The following is a 13,534-nucleotide window of genomic DNA, read 5'->3' as shown; positions in this document are numbered from 1 at the left end:
AACGATTTGGCGATCCATCCAGGGCAAAAGGAGTTAAAAATGAGCATACATCCGGTCGTGATTGAAAAGTCCCCGCTTAGCTTGACGGACGCGAGGAAGCTGATGGATCTGTTGACCTCAGATGAGGGCTTTCGCGATGTTTTCCAGCGTTGCCCGTCGGAAGCCATGCTGCGGATAAGTCCAGAGGCTGCAGCCGCAGCAAGCCGGTGTTCAATGCCGGGAAAACTCGCCTCCATTGAAGTACTTTTCTGTACCAGAGAGCGCGTTATTGACTCTTTGACGTCAAACAGTATTTTTTCGATCGCGTTCTGCTTCGTTGATACGGCGCTTGAACGAAACGTTGCAGCTGCTGCCTGACTTAGGGCAGCGACACCATGGGTGTATCCGGATGTTGTTTGCTCTGTCGCTATAGCTGCCGGAATGCTGCGTTCTCCACCAGGCTTGGAGTTGGCGAACGGAGATGCTCCGATTGCTGAAGTTGTGCAAGATGCAAGAAGCAGAAGAAGGTATCCAATGAAGTATCGTCGTTGTCATGCCGTTGCTGTTCTTCCGGAAGAGCAGACAGTGTTCTCATTGGAGTCACTGATATCCGGAGGTGATGGTATCGAGTACGAGCGTCGTATCCGCGTCTATTCTGCGCATCTGGATACGATATTCACCTTGGAGCTGCCAGCGTGCATGCTGCTGCTTGAGAGCAGTGCCGAGGAATGGGCGCCAATGCCGGAAGATCCAGAGCGCGGTGCACTGGTAGCGCACTTGGTTGAACTCGGGTTGATGATGTTGGATGAAGGGCTTGGCGGTCGTGCAGTCGAGTCCGACCGTCGCATCCGCAACAACTACTGGTGGCCGCTATCAGCCATTCATTATCGGCACTCCAGATGGGATGGAATAGATAGTGTCGGTGAGATGGAAAGCAATCAGATGCTTACCGCGCAGGATCTTGTGCGTAAGCTTGGCGCACCGCCGCCGGAGGCGCCGCTCAGACAGCCCGGTGCTGTCGCACTGCCGCGCCTGAGCGATGATGCTGCGTGTATGTTGCCCGTGCAGCGGGTTACCTGTAGGAACTTTGACCGTTCGCGCGCGCTCTCTTTGAGTTCGCTCGCTGAAATGCTGCAGGGCGTACTGATGGCCCAGGCGGTGGTTGAAAGCGGACATGACGCTCGGTTCCTGAAAAAGAATGTTCCTTCAGGTGGGGGCCTACATCCCTTGGAGGCGTACATCATCGCCCGCGATGTCGAAGGGCTGGCGCCAGGAATCTATCACTATCATTCGGTGGCGCATGAGCTGGCGCTTGTGCCGGGGCAGCCAGATGACCTGGATGGATTCTCACATCGACTCGTGGCTGGCCAGCATTGGTTTGCAGATGCCCCGGTCATGGTGACGCTCGTTTGCCGATTTCAGCGGAATTTCTGGAAGTACCGCAAGCACATGAAGGCCTATCGGGTGGTTGTGCTGGATGCAGGCCATATCTCGCAGGCAATCTACACGGCAGCTACTGCGCGGGGGCTTGGTGCGTTTGTAACCGCAGCCGTCAACGAGGTCGAGATGGAAAAGGTGTTGGGCTTGGACCCTATGGACTACGGCGTATTGGCCGTTTGTGGCTTTGGTTGGCGCTCCGCCGAGATGAAGAACGTTGAGTTGGACCCTGCAGGCCGGATCTGGCAGCGGGTGTCCGCCGTTTGATCGTGAGTATCTTGATGCGCTATTGACGGGCAATCAGCCCGCCTCGAAATCTACCAGCACCGCGCCATCGGCGACCTGGTCGCCGGCCTTGGCGCGGAAGCCATGCACGGTGCCGTCACCCGGCGCCTGCAGGGTGTGTTCCATCTTCATCGCTTCCATCACCAGCAGTGGCGTGCCGCGGCTGACCGTGCTGCCCGGTTGCACAAGCAGGGTGACGACGCGGCCGGGCATCGGTGCCAGCAGGCTGCCGCCGTGGTCGTTGTTGTTGTCGGCTTCGGCGACCGGGTCGTGGATGTTGAAGCGCTGCTGTTCGTTGCCGAAGACGTACAGCGTATTGCCTTCGCGGATCGCGTTGCCGCGTTGCAGGCGTTCACTCAGCTGCAGGGCGTAGCCAGTGCTGTCGGCTTTTCCAGTCACGCTGATTGATGCGTCGCCGGCCTGCACGTGCCAGCCGTTAACGCTGTCGCGCACCTGCAGCTGCTTGCGCTGCTCCAGGTGTTCCAGCGTCACCAAGCGTGCTGCGGGGCCGGTAAGGCGCCAGCTGTCGGCGATAGCCCACGGAGATGCGTCGTTGTCGTGCGGCGTATCGTTGGTTACAGCGAGCACGGCCGCCAGCGCCCAGTCATTGTCACTGGCAGCAACGTGATGGATATCCAGCGCCTCACGCTCGCGATCGATCAAGGCGGTATCGAGGTTGGCGTTACGGAACGAGTCGGTCAGCACCAGTCGACGCAGGAAGGCGGCATTGGTGGTCACACCGACGACCTGGCATTGGCCCAGCGCCTGCTGCATGCGCTGCAAGGCGCTGGCACGGTCCACGTCCCATACGATCAGCTTGGTGATCATCGGATCGTAGTACGGAGTGATTGCATCACCTTGCTCGACACCGGCGTCCACACGCACATTGGCGCTGGGCTGTGGCAGATGCAGATGGCGCAGCGTACCGGTCGAAGGCAGGAAGCTGCGGTCGGCGTCTTCGGCGTATAGCCGTGCCTCGATCGCGTGACCGTGGATCTGCAGTTGCTCCTGTGCCTTCGGCAGCGGCTGACCTGCGGCCACGCGCAGCTGCCACTCGACCAGATCGGTGCCGGTGATCAACTCGGTGACCGGGTGCTCGACCTGCAGGCGGGTGTTCATTTCCATGAAATAGAAGTCGCCATCCGGCCCGGCGATGAACTCCACCGTGCCGGCGCCGACGTAACCGACTGCGCGTGCGGCATCGGTAGCCGCCTTGCCCATTGCGGCGCGACGTTCGGCGGTCATGCCGGGCGCGGGTGCTTCTTCCAACACCTTCTGGTGGCGGCGCTGCACGGAGCAGTCGCGCTCGAACAGATAGACCACGTTGCCGTGACTATCGCCGAATACCTGGATCTCGATATGGCGTGGGCGCTCGACGTACTTCTCCACCAGCACATGTGCATTGCCGAACGACGCCTGCGCCTCACGCTGGCAGCTGGCCAACGCGGCTTCAAAGTCGGCACTGGCCTCGACCTTGCGCATGCCCTTGCCACCACCGCCGGCGCTGGCCTTGATCAGCACCGGGTAACCAATCGCATCGGCCTGCGCGCGCAGGAACTCGGGCTCCTGCCGCTCGCCGTGATAGCCCGGCGTCAGCGGCACGTTGGCGGTCTGCATCAATGCCTTGGCCGAGCTCTTGTCGCCCATCGCATCGATGGCGCTGGCTGGCGGCCCGATGAAGACGATGCCAGCAGCATCACAGGCACGCGCGAAGCCTGCGTTCTCGGACAGAAAGCCATAACCCGGATGGATGGCCTGCGCACCGCTGCGCCGCGCAGCATCGAGAATGACCTCGGCGCGCAGATAGCTCTCGGCAGCGGGCGCTGCGCCAATATGGATGGCTTCATCGGCCAGGCGTACATGTCGCGCATTGCGATCGGCATCCGAATACACCGCTACGGTAGCGATGCCAAGGCGACGGCAGGTAGCAATAACACGGCAGGCGATTTCACCACGATTGGCGATCAGGATTTTGTTGAACATGGTTTTATCCGTTGAGTGCCGTGGCGGTGGCGTGGCGAAAAGCGGAGGCTAGGGGGCCGGGCTTTGCTCTGGCTTGTGACTTTGATTTTCGGGTCCCCTTCCGTAGCGACGGAGCCGGCGGACAAGACCCCGAAGGGGCGGCGCACAAGGATGTGCGTCGTTTTTCGACGAGACAGGGATGTCTCGTCGAAAAATCCTGCCGGCGGAGTGGACCCGCGATGCGTAGCATCGTGGGCGCGAAGGCAGGGTGTGCTTGACCAGCCATTCGGCTGTTGAAAGGGCGCTTCTTTTGGTTACTTCTTCTTTGCACAAGCAAAGAAAAGTGACTCGCTCCCCGTAGGGGAGTGAAAGCCTTTGCTGTTGCTGTCAGAGCGATGTTCACGCCATCACATCCGGAACACACCAAACCGCGTGTCCTGCACAGGCGCATTGAGACTGGCAGCCAAGGCCAACCCAAGCACCCTGCGCGTATCCGCCGGATCAATCACCCCGTCATCCCACAAACGCGCACTCGCATAATACGGATGACCCTGCGACTCGAACTGATCACGGATCGGCTGCTTGAACGCATCCTCCTCATCAGCCGACCACGCCCCCCCCTTGGCCTCGATACCATCACGCTTGACCGTGGCCAACACACTCGCCGCCTGCTCACCGCCCATCACCCCGATGCGCGCATTCGGCCACATCCACAGGAAATGCGGCGAATACGCGCGCCCGCACATGCCGTAATTGCCGGCGCCGAAGGAACCGCCGATCACCACCGTGTACTTCGGCACGCGCGCATTGGCCACCGCCATGACGAGCTTGGCGCCGTCCTTGGCGATGCCGCCGTGCTCGTACTTGCGGCCGACCATGAAGCCGGTGATGTTCTGCAGGAACAGCAACGGGATATTGCGCTGGCAGCACAGCTCGATGAAATGCGCGCCCTTCAGCGCGGACTCCGAGAACAGGATGCCATTGTTGGCGATGATGCCGACCGGATGGCCATGCACATGCGCGAAGCCGGTGACCAGCGTGTTGCCATAGCGTGGCTTGAACTCATCGAAACGCGAGCCGTCGACGATGCGAGCGATCACCTCGCGCACGTCATAGGGCTTGCGGGTGTCGCTGGGAATCACCCCGTACAGTTCCCGCGCGTCGAACAGCGGTGCCTCGCTGGGCTGCAGCGCAACGCCTGCGTCGGGCCTGCGCCAGTTCAGGTTGGCGATGATCGAACGCACCCGTGCCAGCGCCTGCAGATCGTTGTCGGCCATGTGGTCGGCAACACCGGAGATGCGCGTATGCACGTCGGCACCGCCGAGTTCTTCGGCGCTGACCACTTCGCCGGTGGCGGCCTTCACCAGCGGCGGGCCGCCGAGGAAGATGGTGCCCTGTTCCTTGACGATGACGGTTTCATCGCTCATTGCCGGCACGTAGGCGCCGCCGGCCGTGCAGCTGCCCATCACGCAGGCGATCTGCGGGATGCCCTGTGCCGACAGGTTGGCCTGGTTGTAGAAAATGCGGCCGAAATGATCGCGGTCGGGGAAGACCTCATCCTGCAGCGGCAGGAAGGCACCGCCGGAGTCGACCAGGTAGATGCAGGGCAGGCGGTTCTGCTGGGCGATTTCCTGTGCACGCAGATGCTTCTTCACCGTCACCGGGTAGTAGGTGCCGCCCTTGACGGTGGCATCGTTGGCAACGATCAGGCATTCCACCCCGGAGACGCGACCGATGCCCGCGACCATGCCGGCGCCGGGCACCGGATCGGCATACATGCCGTGCGCGGCCAGCGGCGCGACCTCCAGGAAGGGGCTGCCGGGATCGAGCAGGGCGTCGATGCGCTCGCGCACCAACAGCTTGCCGCGCGCACTGTGCTTGGCCCGGGCTGCATCGCTGCCGCCGCGCGCGGTGGCTTCCAGTGTTGCGCGCAGGTCGTCGACCTGGGCCTGCATCGCGGCGCGGTTGGCTTCGAAGCTGTCACTGCCGGGTTGCAGCTGGGAGGTGAGTACGGTCATGGCCGAGGTCCTGGATTCTGGAGCTTGTCTGCGCGGAAACATGGCAGCAGGGCTTTTGTTTTTGCTGTTGCTTTGCTGTTGCTTGGCTTTTGCTTTTGCCGTTGCTCTGCTGTTGCTGTTGCGTCCCTTCTCCCGCTTGCGGGAGAAGGTGCCCCGCAGGGGCGGATGAGGGAAGCTTCTAAAGCATTGGGCCTGCTTGCCAGGAGCTTCCCCTCACCCCAACCCCTCTCCCGCAGGCGGGAGAGGGGCTTCTATTCCGCTTTGATTCTGCTTTGTGTCATTCATGCGGTCTTCTGGAACAACTCGCGCCCAATCAACATGCGGCGGATTTCCGAAGTACCGGCACCAATCTCATACAACTTGGCATCACGCCACAAGCGCCCGGCCGGGTACTCGTTGATATAGCCGTTGCCGCCGAGGATCTGGATGGCTTCACCTGCCGCCCAGGTTGCCTTCTCGGCCGAATACAGGATGGCGCCGGCCGCGTCCTGGCGGGTGGTACGGCCCTGGTCGCAGGCCTTGGCCACCGCATACACATAGGCGCGGCAGGCATTGAGGCCGACATACATGTCGGCCAACTTGGCCTGGATCAGCTGGAAGCTGCCGATGGCTTCGCCAAACTGCTTGCGCTCATGCACATAGGGCAGCACCACATCCAGCGCCGCCGACATCAGGCCCAGCGGGCCGCCCGACAACACCACGCGCTCGTAGTCCAGGCCGGACATCAGCACCTTGACCCCACCACCAACTGCACCCAGCACGTTCTCGACCGGCACTTCGCAATCCTGGAACACCAGCTCGCAGGTGTTGGACGAGCGCATGCCCAGCTTGTCCAGCTTCTGCGCGGTGGAGAAGCCCTTCATGCCCTTCTCGATGATGAAGGCGGTGATGCCGCGTGAGCCCGCATCCGGGTCGGTCTTGGCATAGACCACCAGCACGTCGGCATCGGGACCATTGGTGATCCACATCTTGTTGCCGTTGAGCACGTAGTGATCACCGCGCAGCTCGGCGCGCAGCTTCATCGATACCACGTCCGAACCGGCACCCGGCTCGCTCATTGCCAGCGCGCCGACGTGTTCGCCACTGCACAGCTTGGGCAGGTATTTGTGCTTCTGCGCTTCGCTGGCGTTCTTGCGCAGCTGGTTGAGGCACAGGTTGGAATGCGCGCCATAGGACAGGCCGATGCCGCCGGAAGCACGCGAGATTTCCTCCATCGCCACCACATGCGCCAGGTAGCCCATGCCGCTGCCGCCGTATTCTTCTTCCACGGTCATGCCCAGCAGGCCCTGCTCGCCGAGCTGGCGCCAGAGCTGGTTGGGGAAGTGGTTGCTGGCGTCGGCTTCGGCGGCCAGTGGCGCGATGTGGGCGGCGGCAAACTGCGCCACGCTTTCGCGCAACATGTCGATTTCTTCGCCCAGATCAAAATTCAGGGTGGGGACGTGCATGGCTGGCTCCGGTACTGCTTGGCGATAAGGGGCGCCCCGGGTTGGGGAGACGGGCAGGCCGTCGGCACGGGCGTTTGCGCGCAGCCTAGCGGCTCCCGGACAAAAAGTGAATACAAATTCAAAAATTGAACATAGAATCAACAAATGGCTTACAAGCGCTCGGAATTGATGGAAAAACGGCTGGCGGGCAACCGCGAGCGGATCCTGGTCGCCGCCCGCCGGCTGGTCGCCGCAGGTGGCTATCGCAATGCGCCGATCACCGCCGTGGCGGCCGAGGCGGGGGTCTCGACCGGGTTGATCTACCGGCATTTCCCGTCCAAGGCCGAGCTGTTCGTGGAGGTGCTGACCTTCGCCGTGGAACACGAGCTGGAGATCCTCGCCGCCATTGCCGATCAGCCCCTGCCGGCGCCGCAGCGGCTGCAGCTGGCGGTAGCCTCGTTCGTGCGCCGCGCCATGGCCGGCCCGGGCCTGGCCTATGCCTTCATCGCCGAGCCGGTGGACCCGGAAGTGGAGGCCGAGCGCATCCGCTGCCGGCGTCTGTTCGGTGACGTGTTCAAGCGCATCCTTGAAGACGGCGTACGCGCTGGCGAGCTGCCGGCGCAGGACCTGGAGATCAGCGCGGCCTGCATCGTCGGTGCCTTCACCGAAGCCCTGGTTGGGCCGACCGCGCCCAGCCGTGACGGCCTGCGCGATGGCGAACACCTGGTCGCTGCGATCAGTGCGCTGTGCCTGCGCGCAGCCGGTGCGCCGATGCCGCAGTGAGTGCTGTAAGCCCTGCGGGATGCTGCAATGCCGCACTTGTGTGCGCGTTCAGGGCATTGCGGGAGCGGGCGGACGCTGGTCTATACTCGCCCAGCAGCTGCTGGTCCACCGACAACTCGCCCGGGGTGATGAGACGTGCGGAATTACGACCTTGAGTTCCTGAAACGCTTTTCCATCGTGATCGCCATCCTGGCCGTCATCACGGTTGGCTTGATCATCTTCGCGTCCTACCTGCAGCACGTCATTCCCAAGGAAGTGTCGCCGACCGCGACCAAACGCATCGAGGAACGCATCGCCCCCATTGGTGCGGTGTACGCCGGCGCCACCGGGGCATCGGCACAGGCTGCCGCTTCAGCAGCAGCTGCCGCTGCGGCAGCAGCCAGCGGGGCCTACGGTGGCACCCTGGACGGCAAGACCATCTTCGACAGCCTGTGCACCGCCTGCCACACCACCGGCGTTGGCAAAGCACCGACCCTGGACCACAGCCACTGGGATCAGCGCCTGGCACAGGGCAAGGACACCCTCTACAAACACGCCATCGAGGGCTATACCGGCCCGGACGGCGGCATCATGCCGCCCAAGGGCGGCAATGCTGGGCTCAGCGAGGAGCAGATCCACGCCACTGTGGACTGGATGCTGGCCAATCTGAAATAGAAAGCCGCCAGACTCACGCAGCTGGCAACAGGCCCGATTGCTGCAGAATAGCCGGCGCCGCCCCACCAGGGCGGCGCTTTGTGTTTCCGTCTTCCCCGGAGTGCGTCCATGCGTTGTACCCCTAGCTTGCTTGCCCTGGCCTTGGCTGCCGCCTGTTCCGGCGCGGCGCTGGCTGCCCCCTCCAGGCCCGTTGTACTGCCGATCGGCAGCGTGCAGGGCACGACCGGTCACAGCCCGTACGCGGGCAAGACCGTCACCATCGAGGGCGCGGTGACCGCCGATATGCGCGATGGCCTGGGCGGCATCTTCGTGCAGGACGCAGGAGATGCTGATACCGCCACTTCCGATGCCATGTTCGTGCGCCTGCCCAAGGAGCAGACCGTGCAGGTCGGCCAGTGGCTGCGCATTACCGGCACCGTCGAAGAGCAGGCCGCCGGCAAGAGCGAGCAGGGCCTGACCACGCTGCAGGCCCAGACCGTCAACCCGGCTGCAGCGCGGCCCGTACCGGCGCCGCTGGTGTTGACCGATGTCCCCGCCAACTGGGAAGCATTGGAAGGCATGCAGGTGCGCATTCCGACCGGCCTGACCGTGGCTGGCCAGGACCAGCTCTCGCGCTACGGCGAACTGACCGCTGCCTTCGGCGGCCGCCTGTGGCAGCCCAGCGAAGTGGCCGCCGCCGGCAGCCCCGAACAAGCCGCGGTGATTGCCGACAACAACCGCCGTCGCCTGCGCCTGGACGATGCCAGCGGCAAGCGCGATCCGGGTGCGGTGCCGTATCTGGCGCCGGACCAGCTGCTGCGCAGCGGCGCGCAGCTGCGCGACGTGCAGGGCATCGTCGACCAGCGTTTCGATGGCGGCTATCGGCTGCAGCTGACCGCTCCGGTCGTGGTGGATGCCGAGCGTCCGCAGCAGCCACCGACGGTGGCTGGCGGCCTGCGCATCGCAGCGTTCAATCTGGAGAATTACTTCAATGGCGACGGCAAGGGCGGCGGCTATCCGACCTTGCGCGGCGCCAAGACCGCCGAACAGCAGGCGGCGCAGCAGGCCAAGCTGATCACCACCATCGGCAGCCTCAATGCCGATGTTGCCGCGCTGATGGAACTGGAGAACGACGGCTACGGCCCGGGCTCGGCGATCGATCAGCTGGTGCGCGCGCTCAATGCGGCGCAGGGCAAGGAGGGCGACTGGCGCTTCGTCGATGCCGGCAAGGGCCCGGGCGACAACCCGATCCGTGTCGGCATCATCTACCGCGCCTCAAGGGTGAGCCCGGTCGGCAAGCCGGCGGTGCTGGAGCGCGAGCCGTTCGGCGAGCGCAGCCGCGTGCCGTTGGCGCAGGCCTTCCGCATGGGCCGCAAGGGCACGCCGTTCGTGGTGGTGGCCAACCACTTCAAGTCCAAGGGCTGCTCGGAAGCGAGTGGCGAGAATGCTGATCGCAATGACGGCCAGGGTTGCTGGAACGCCACCCGCGTGGAATCCGCCAAGCTGCTGCACAGCTGGCTGCAGGAAGATCCGACCGGTACCGGCAGCCGTGATGCGGTGTTGCTGGGCGACTTCAACGCCTATGCAATGGAAGACCCGATCCGCACCTTGAATGCCGATGGCTGGCAGGACGCGTTCAAGGTGGCTGGCGTGCAGCAGCCTTACAGCTACGTCTACAACGGTTTGACCGGTCGCCTGGATCACGCCTTGCTCAGCCCGGGCATGGCGGCGCGGCTGAAGGGTGCGGCCGAGTGGCATATCAATGCCGATGAGGCGGACGAGGTGGGTTACCAGGGCCGCAATGTACCGGGGCCGTGGCGCAGCTCGGACCATGATCCGTTGTTGCTGGGGTTTGAGCCCTGAGGGCCAGGAGTGAGTGAAGAGGAGTGAGGAGTGAGTGAAGAGGAGTGAGGAGTGAGAAAAGCAGCGAGCTGCTCGCTTTCTGCCTGTCTCTCACTTCTCGCTCCCTTCCATCCGTTCATAACCCGAAACTCCCGCGCACCGTCAGCGCAAGCCTGAGCCGGAGCAATGAGGGCAGCAGCTTGTATCTCACTCCTCACTCCTCTTCACTCACTCCTGTCTCTAAAGCGTCCCGCGCGCAATCAGGCCAATCGCCACCACCGCCAGCGCCAGGCCAAGCCGATTCCACACGCTGGTCTTCTCACCAAACACCAGCACGCCGACCAGCGCACCCAGACACACCACGCCAATATTCATGCCCGCGAAAATCGTCGCCGGGCTGTGTGGCAGCGCCTGGTGCGCCCGCACGTAAAACAGGATGTTGCCGAAGTTGAGCAGCCCGAGCAGCAGGCCAAAACCGAGATTGCCCAGCGTCAGCCGGCTGTTGCCGCTGACATGCCGCTGCAGCTGCCAAACCAGCATCAATACGAAGGCGATGCCGAAGCTCACCAGCAAGGCCGCGGTGGATGGCGTGCCGGCCGCTGCAACTTGTTTGAGCAGGATGTCGATCAAGGCAAAGCCGGCCCAGACTCCAAGCAACCAGCCCCAGCTTGAACGCGAGCGTTCGGCGCTGCCGCCATCGCGCGCGGTCACACCGACAATCGCCAGCAAGCCCAGTCCCAACCCGGCCAGTTTCCAGCCGTTGGCCTGTTCGCCGAACAGCAGAAAGGCGGCCGCCAGTGACAGCAGCAAGGACAGCCGCTGGGCCACGTCGCTGCGCACGATGCCGGCCTCGCGCACCGCGCGGGCCAGCACCAGGAAGATGCCGGGCAAGGCCACGGCCAGGCCAAGCAACGCCAACCACGGCGTGTGCCCGCTCTGCAGCGACTGCAGCGACGGCTTGAGCAACAGCAGCGACAGCACGCTGGCGGCGAGGTAGTTCCAGGTCACCGCCTGGGCGATATCGACGCCACGACGCGGTGCCAGTTTCAGCAGCACCGATACCAGAACACTGCAGATCACACTCAGGACAAGGAAATGCATGGATTGGGGCAGTTGTGAAGGGCGGGCGTGAAGCCGCCGGACGGGGCCGCTATTATGGCCGTATGCAAACTCTCCCATTCCCCCACGAATCGGCGACGCTGATGCTGGACGGCCCGGCCGGTCCGCTGGAAGTCGGCGTCGACCTGCCTGATGGCGAGACCGCCGCGCGTCCGATCATCGCCGTCATCTGCCACCCGCTGTCCATCGAGGGTGGCAGCATGCACAACAAGGTGGTGACGATGGTATCGCGCGCGCTGCGCGACCTGGGCATCACCACGGTGCGTTTCAACTTCCGCAGCGTCGGTGCCTCGGTCGGCACCTACGACAATGGTGAAGGCGAAGCCGATGACCTGCGTGCGGTGGTCAACTGGGTGCGCAGCGAGCGCCCGGATGCCGCGCTGTGGCTGGCCGGTTTCAGCTTCGGCGCCTATGTGTCGCTGCGCGCCGCCGCGCAGCTGCAGCCGCAGGCCTTGATCTCGATCGCGCCGCCGGTGGGCCGCCGCACCTGGGATTTTTCCGAAGTGCAGCCGCCGGCCAACTGGCTGGTGGTGCAGGGTGATGCCGACGAAGTGGTCGACGCGCAGGGCGTGTACCAGTGGCTGGAATCACTGCCGAACCCGCCGCAGCTGGTGCGCATGCCGGATACCTCGCATTTCTTCCACCGCAAGTTGATCGACCTGCGCGGCGCCATCCAGCACGAAGTGCGGCGCTGGCTGCCCGACGGCAGCAACTGAGCATGGATGCAATGACCCCCTCACAACGCTACGCCGCCGGCGTGGCCCGCGGCGATTGGCGCGACGATGTTGCCCAGCATGCCGCGCTGGCCGAGCTGGACCGCATCCATCTGGCCATCGTCGACAGTGCGCAGGACGGCTGGCTGGACCGCCTGTCCGCGTTCTGGAAGAAGCCCGAGCCGGTAAAGGGCCTGTACTTCTGGGGCGGTGTTGGCCGCGGCAAGACCTTCCTGGTCGACCTGTTCTACGACGGCCTGCCGATCGAGCAGAAGTACCGCACCCACTTCCATCGTTTCATGCGTGGCATCCACGAGCAGCTGCATGAGCACCAGGGCCAGAGCGATCCGCTGGCCAGGATCGCCCAGCAATGGAGAGACAAGCTGCGCGTGCTGGTGCTGGATGAGTTCTTCGTCACCGATATCGGCGATGCGATGCTGTTGGGACGCTTGCTGGAGCGGCTGTTCGCCGAGGGCGTGACTCTGGTGACCACGTCCAATACGGCGGTGGAAAACCTCTATCTCAACGGCCTGCAGCGCGACAGCTTCCTGCCGGCGATTGCCTTGCTGGAGAAGTATTGCGTCGAGTTGTATGCCGAGGGCACCGAGGATTACCGCATGCGCGCGCTGACCCGCTCGCCGGTATACCGTGCGCCGCTCGATAGTGAGAGTGATGCGTGGTTGGGCGGACGCTGGAAGGAGTTGAGCGGTGCCGAAGAAGCACGCGGCGGCAACATCCAGATCGAAGGCCGCAAGATCCCGGTGCGTGGCCGTGGCAAGAGCATTGCCTGGTTTGATTTCGCAGCTTTGTGCGAAGGCCCGCGTGGGCCGTCGGACTACATCGAGATCGCCCGCGAGTTCACCACCGTGCTGCTGGGTGGCATCCCGCATTTCGATCGCATGAATGAAGATGCCGCGCGCCGCTTCGTCAACCTGATCGATGAGCTGTACGACCGTCAGGTCAACCTGGTCTGCACCGCCCAGGACGCACCGCCCCTGCTGTACAGCGGCACCCGCCTGGCCGGCGCCTTCGAGCGCACTGCCAGCCGCCTGATCGAGATGCAGAGCGCCGAATACCTGGGCACCGCCCACCGGAATTGATATCCATCGGTAGTGCCGAGCCATGCTCGGCAAGGGGCATTCCCAGCAATCCCAATGTAGTGCCGAGCCATGCTCGGCAAGGGCATTCCCGGTAAAGCCTCTGCCGAGCATGGCTCGGCACTACAGCTTCAAGCCCCTCTCCCGTTTACGGGAGAGGGGTTGGGGTGAGGGCAGCTTCTTCGCTGGTAAAGCCTCTGCCGAGCATGGCTCGGCACTACAGCTTCAAGCCCCTCTCCCGT

The 13,534-nt window shown here is 63.6% G+C and carries 12 protein-coding genes; 8 read left to right on the top strand and 4 right to left on the bottom strand.

Annotation, left to right across the window (positions count from 1 at the left end; all coding sequences use genetic code 11):
- Nucleotides 1-39 precede the first annotated feature (39 nt).
- Both RT131_RS06390 and RT131_RS06385 read left to right on the top strand, forming a co-directional pair.
- Nucleotides 40-357: an NHLP-related RiPP peptide gene (locus RT131_RS06390; RefSeq protein WP_313171269.1), complete on the top strand. Its 318-nt coding sequence runs from the start codon at nt 40-42 to the stop codon at nt 355-357.
- Between the two features lie 156 nt (nt 358-513).
- Complete coding sequence (locus RT131_RS06385) at nt 514-1,683, top strand: putative peptide maturation dehydrogenase (protein WP_313171267.1); 1,170 nt, start codon at nt 514-516, stop codon at nt 1,681-1,683.
- Nucleotides 1,684-1,716: 33 nt separating this feature from the next.
- Here RT131_RS06385 and RT131_RS06380 read toward each other — a convergent pair whose 3' ends face one another.
- Both RT131_RS06380 and RT131_RS06375 read right to left on the bottom strand, forming a co-directional pair.
- Nucleotides 1,717-3,684: an acetyl/propionyl/methylcrotonyl-CoA carboxylase subunit alpha gene (locus tag RT131_RS06380; RefSeq protein ID WP_313171266.1), complete on the bottom strand. Its 1,968-nt coding sequence runs from the start codon at nt 3,682-3,684 to the stop codon at nt 1,717-1,719.
- 386 nt (nt 3,685-4,070) lie between these two features.
- Nucleotides 4,071-5,681 (bottom strand): carboxyl transferase domain-containing protein, encoded by a 1,611-nt coding sequence (locus RT131_RS06375; RefSeq protein WP_313171264.1) that lies wholly within the window; start codon nt 5,679-5,681, stop codon nt 4,071-4,073.
- Here RT131_RS06375 and RT131_RS06370 point away from each other — a divergent pair.
- Nucleotides 5,680-5,850: a hypothetical protein gene (locus tag RT131_RS06370; RefSeq protein ID WP_313171262.1), complete on the top strand. Its 171-nt coding sequence runs from the start codon at nt 5,680-5,682 to the stop codon at nt 5,848-5,850. The genes RT131_RS06375 and RT131_RS06370 overlap by 2 nt on opposite strands.
- A 112-nt stretch (nt 5,851-5,962) precedes the next feature.
- Here RT131_RS06370 and RT131_RS06365 read toward each other — a convergent pair whose 3' ends face one another.
- The gene (locus tag RT131_RS06365; protein ID WP_313171260.1) at nt 5,963-7,126 is read right to left on the bottom strand and encodes an isovaleryl-CoA dehydrogenase; all 1,164 of its coding nucleotides are present in this window, start codon (nt 7,124-7,126) and stop codon (nt 5,963-5,965) included.
- A 144-nt stretch (nt 7,127-7,270) separates the two neighbouring features.
- On the opposite strand from RT131_RS06365, the gene RT131_RS06360 reads away from it, so the two are divergent.
- The 3 genes from RT131_RS06360 to RT131_RS06350 all read left to right on the top strand — a co-directional run bounded on the left by RT131_RS06360 (nt 7,271) and on the right by RT131_RS06350 (nt 10,384).
- Nucleotides 7,271-7,888 (top strand): TetR/AcrR family transcriptional regulator, encoded by a 618-nt coding sequence (locus RT131_RS06360; protein ID WP_313171258.1) that lies wholly within the window; start codon nt 7,271-7,273, stop codon nt 7,886-7,888.
- A gap of 135 nt (nt 7,889-8,023) precedes the next feature.
- Nucleotides 8,024-8,542: a c-type cytochrome gene (locus tag RT131_RS06355; protein ID WP_313171256.1), complete on the top strand. Its 519-nt coding sequence runs from the start codon at nt 8,024-8,026 to the stop codon at nt 8,540-8,542.
- Nucleotides 8,543-8,650: 108 nt separating this feature from the next.
- Entirely contained in the window at nt 8,651-10,384 is a 1,734-nt protein-coding gene (locus RT131_RS06350; protein WP_313171254.1) for an ExeM/NucH family extracellular endonuclease, read from the top strand.
- Nucleotides 10,385-10,603: 219 nt separating this feature from the next.
- Here the strand turns inward: RT131_RS06350 and RT131_RS06345 are convergent, their stop codons facing one another.
- A complete protein-coding gene (locus RT131_RS06345) occupies nt 10,604-11,464 on the bottom strand; it encodes an EamA family transporter (RefSeq protein WP_313171252.1) in 861 nt (286 codons plus the stop codon).
- Nucleotides 11,465-11,526: 62 nt separating this feature from the next.
- On the opposite strand from RT131_RS06345, the gene RT131_RS06340 reads away from it, so the two are divergent.
- Both RT131_RS06340 and zapE read left to right on the top strand, forming a co-directional pair.
- Nucleotides 11,527-12,198: an alpha/beta fold hydrolase gene (locus tag RT131_RS06340; RefSeq protein WP_313171250.1), complete on the top strand. Its 672-nt coding sequence runs from the start codon at nt 11,527-11,529 to the stop codon at nt 12,196-12,198.
- Nucleotides 12,199-12,200: 2 nt separating this feature from the next.
- Nucleotides 12,201-13,295, top strand: a complete 1,095-nt coding sequence (gene zapE, locus RT131_RS06335) for a cell division protein ZapE (RefSeq protein ID WP_313171248.1) — start codon at nt 12,201-12,203, stop codon at nt 13,293-13,295.
- Nucleotides 13,296-13,534: the final 239 nt, after the last annotated feature.

The sequence above is a fragment of the Stenotrophomonas sp. genome (genome assembly GCF_032066555.1).
Classification (GTDB): Bacteria; Pseudomonadota; Gammaproteobacteria; order Xanthomonadales; family Xanthomonadaceae; genus Stenotrophomonas.
Note: the sequence above shows the minus strand (reverse complement) of the source record. Positions and strands in the feature narration are given on the sequence as shown.

Excerpts from the sequence above, each read along its gene's own strand:
- RT131_RS06390 (WP_313171269.1), top strand. The coding sequence starts at position 40 with ATGAGCATACATCCGGTCGTGATTGAAAAGTCCCCGCTTAGCTTGACG.
- RT131_RS06385 (WP_313171267.1), top strand. The coding sequence starts at position 514 with ATGAAGTATCGTCGTTGTCATGCCGTTGCTGTTCTTCCGGAAGAGCAG.
- RT131_RS06380 (WP_313171266.1), bottom strand. The coding sequence starts at position 3,684 with ATGTTCAACAAAATCCTGATCGCCAATCGTGGTGAAATCGCCTGCCGT.
- RT131_RS06370 (WP_313171262.1), top strand. The coding sequence starts at position 5,680 with ATGGCCGAGGTCCTGGATTCTGGAGCTTGTCTGCGCGGAAACATGGCA.
- RT131_RS06375 (WP_313171264.1), bottom strand. The coding sequence starts at position 5,681 with ATGACCGTACTCACCTCCCAGCTGCAACCCGGCAGTGACAGCTTCGAA.
- RT131_RS06365 (WP_313171260.1), bottom strand. The coding sequence starts at position 7,126 with ATGCACGTCCCCACCCTGAATTTTGATCTGGGCGAAGAAATCGACATG.
- RT131_RS06360 (WP_313171258.1), top strand. The coding sequence starts at position 7,271 with ATGGCTTACAAGCGCTCGGAATTGATGGAAAAACGGCTGGCGGGCAAC.
- RT131_RS06350 (WP_313171254.1), top strand. The coding sequence starts at position 8,651 with ATGCGTTGTACCCCTAGCTTGCTTGCCCTGGCCTTGGCTGCCGCCTGT.
- RT131_RS06345 (WP_313171252.1), bottom strand. The coding sequence starts at position 11,464 with ATGCATTTCCTTGTCCTGAGTGTGATCTGCAGTGTTCTGGTATCGGTG.
- RT131_RS06340 (WP_313171250.1), top strand. The coding sequence starts at position 11,527 with ATGCAAACTCTCCCATTCCCCCACGAATCGGCGACGCTGATGCTGGAC.
- zapE (WP_313171248.1), top strand. The coding sequence starts at position 12,201 with ATGGATGCAATGACCCCCTCACAACGCTACGCCGCCGGCGTGGCCCGC.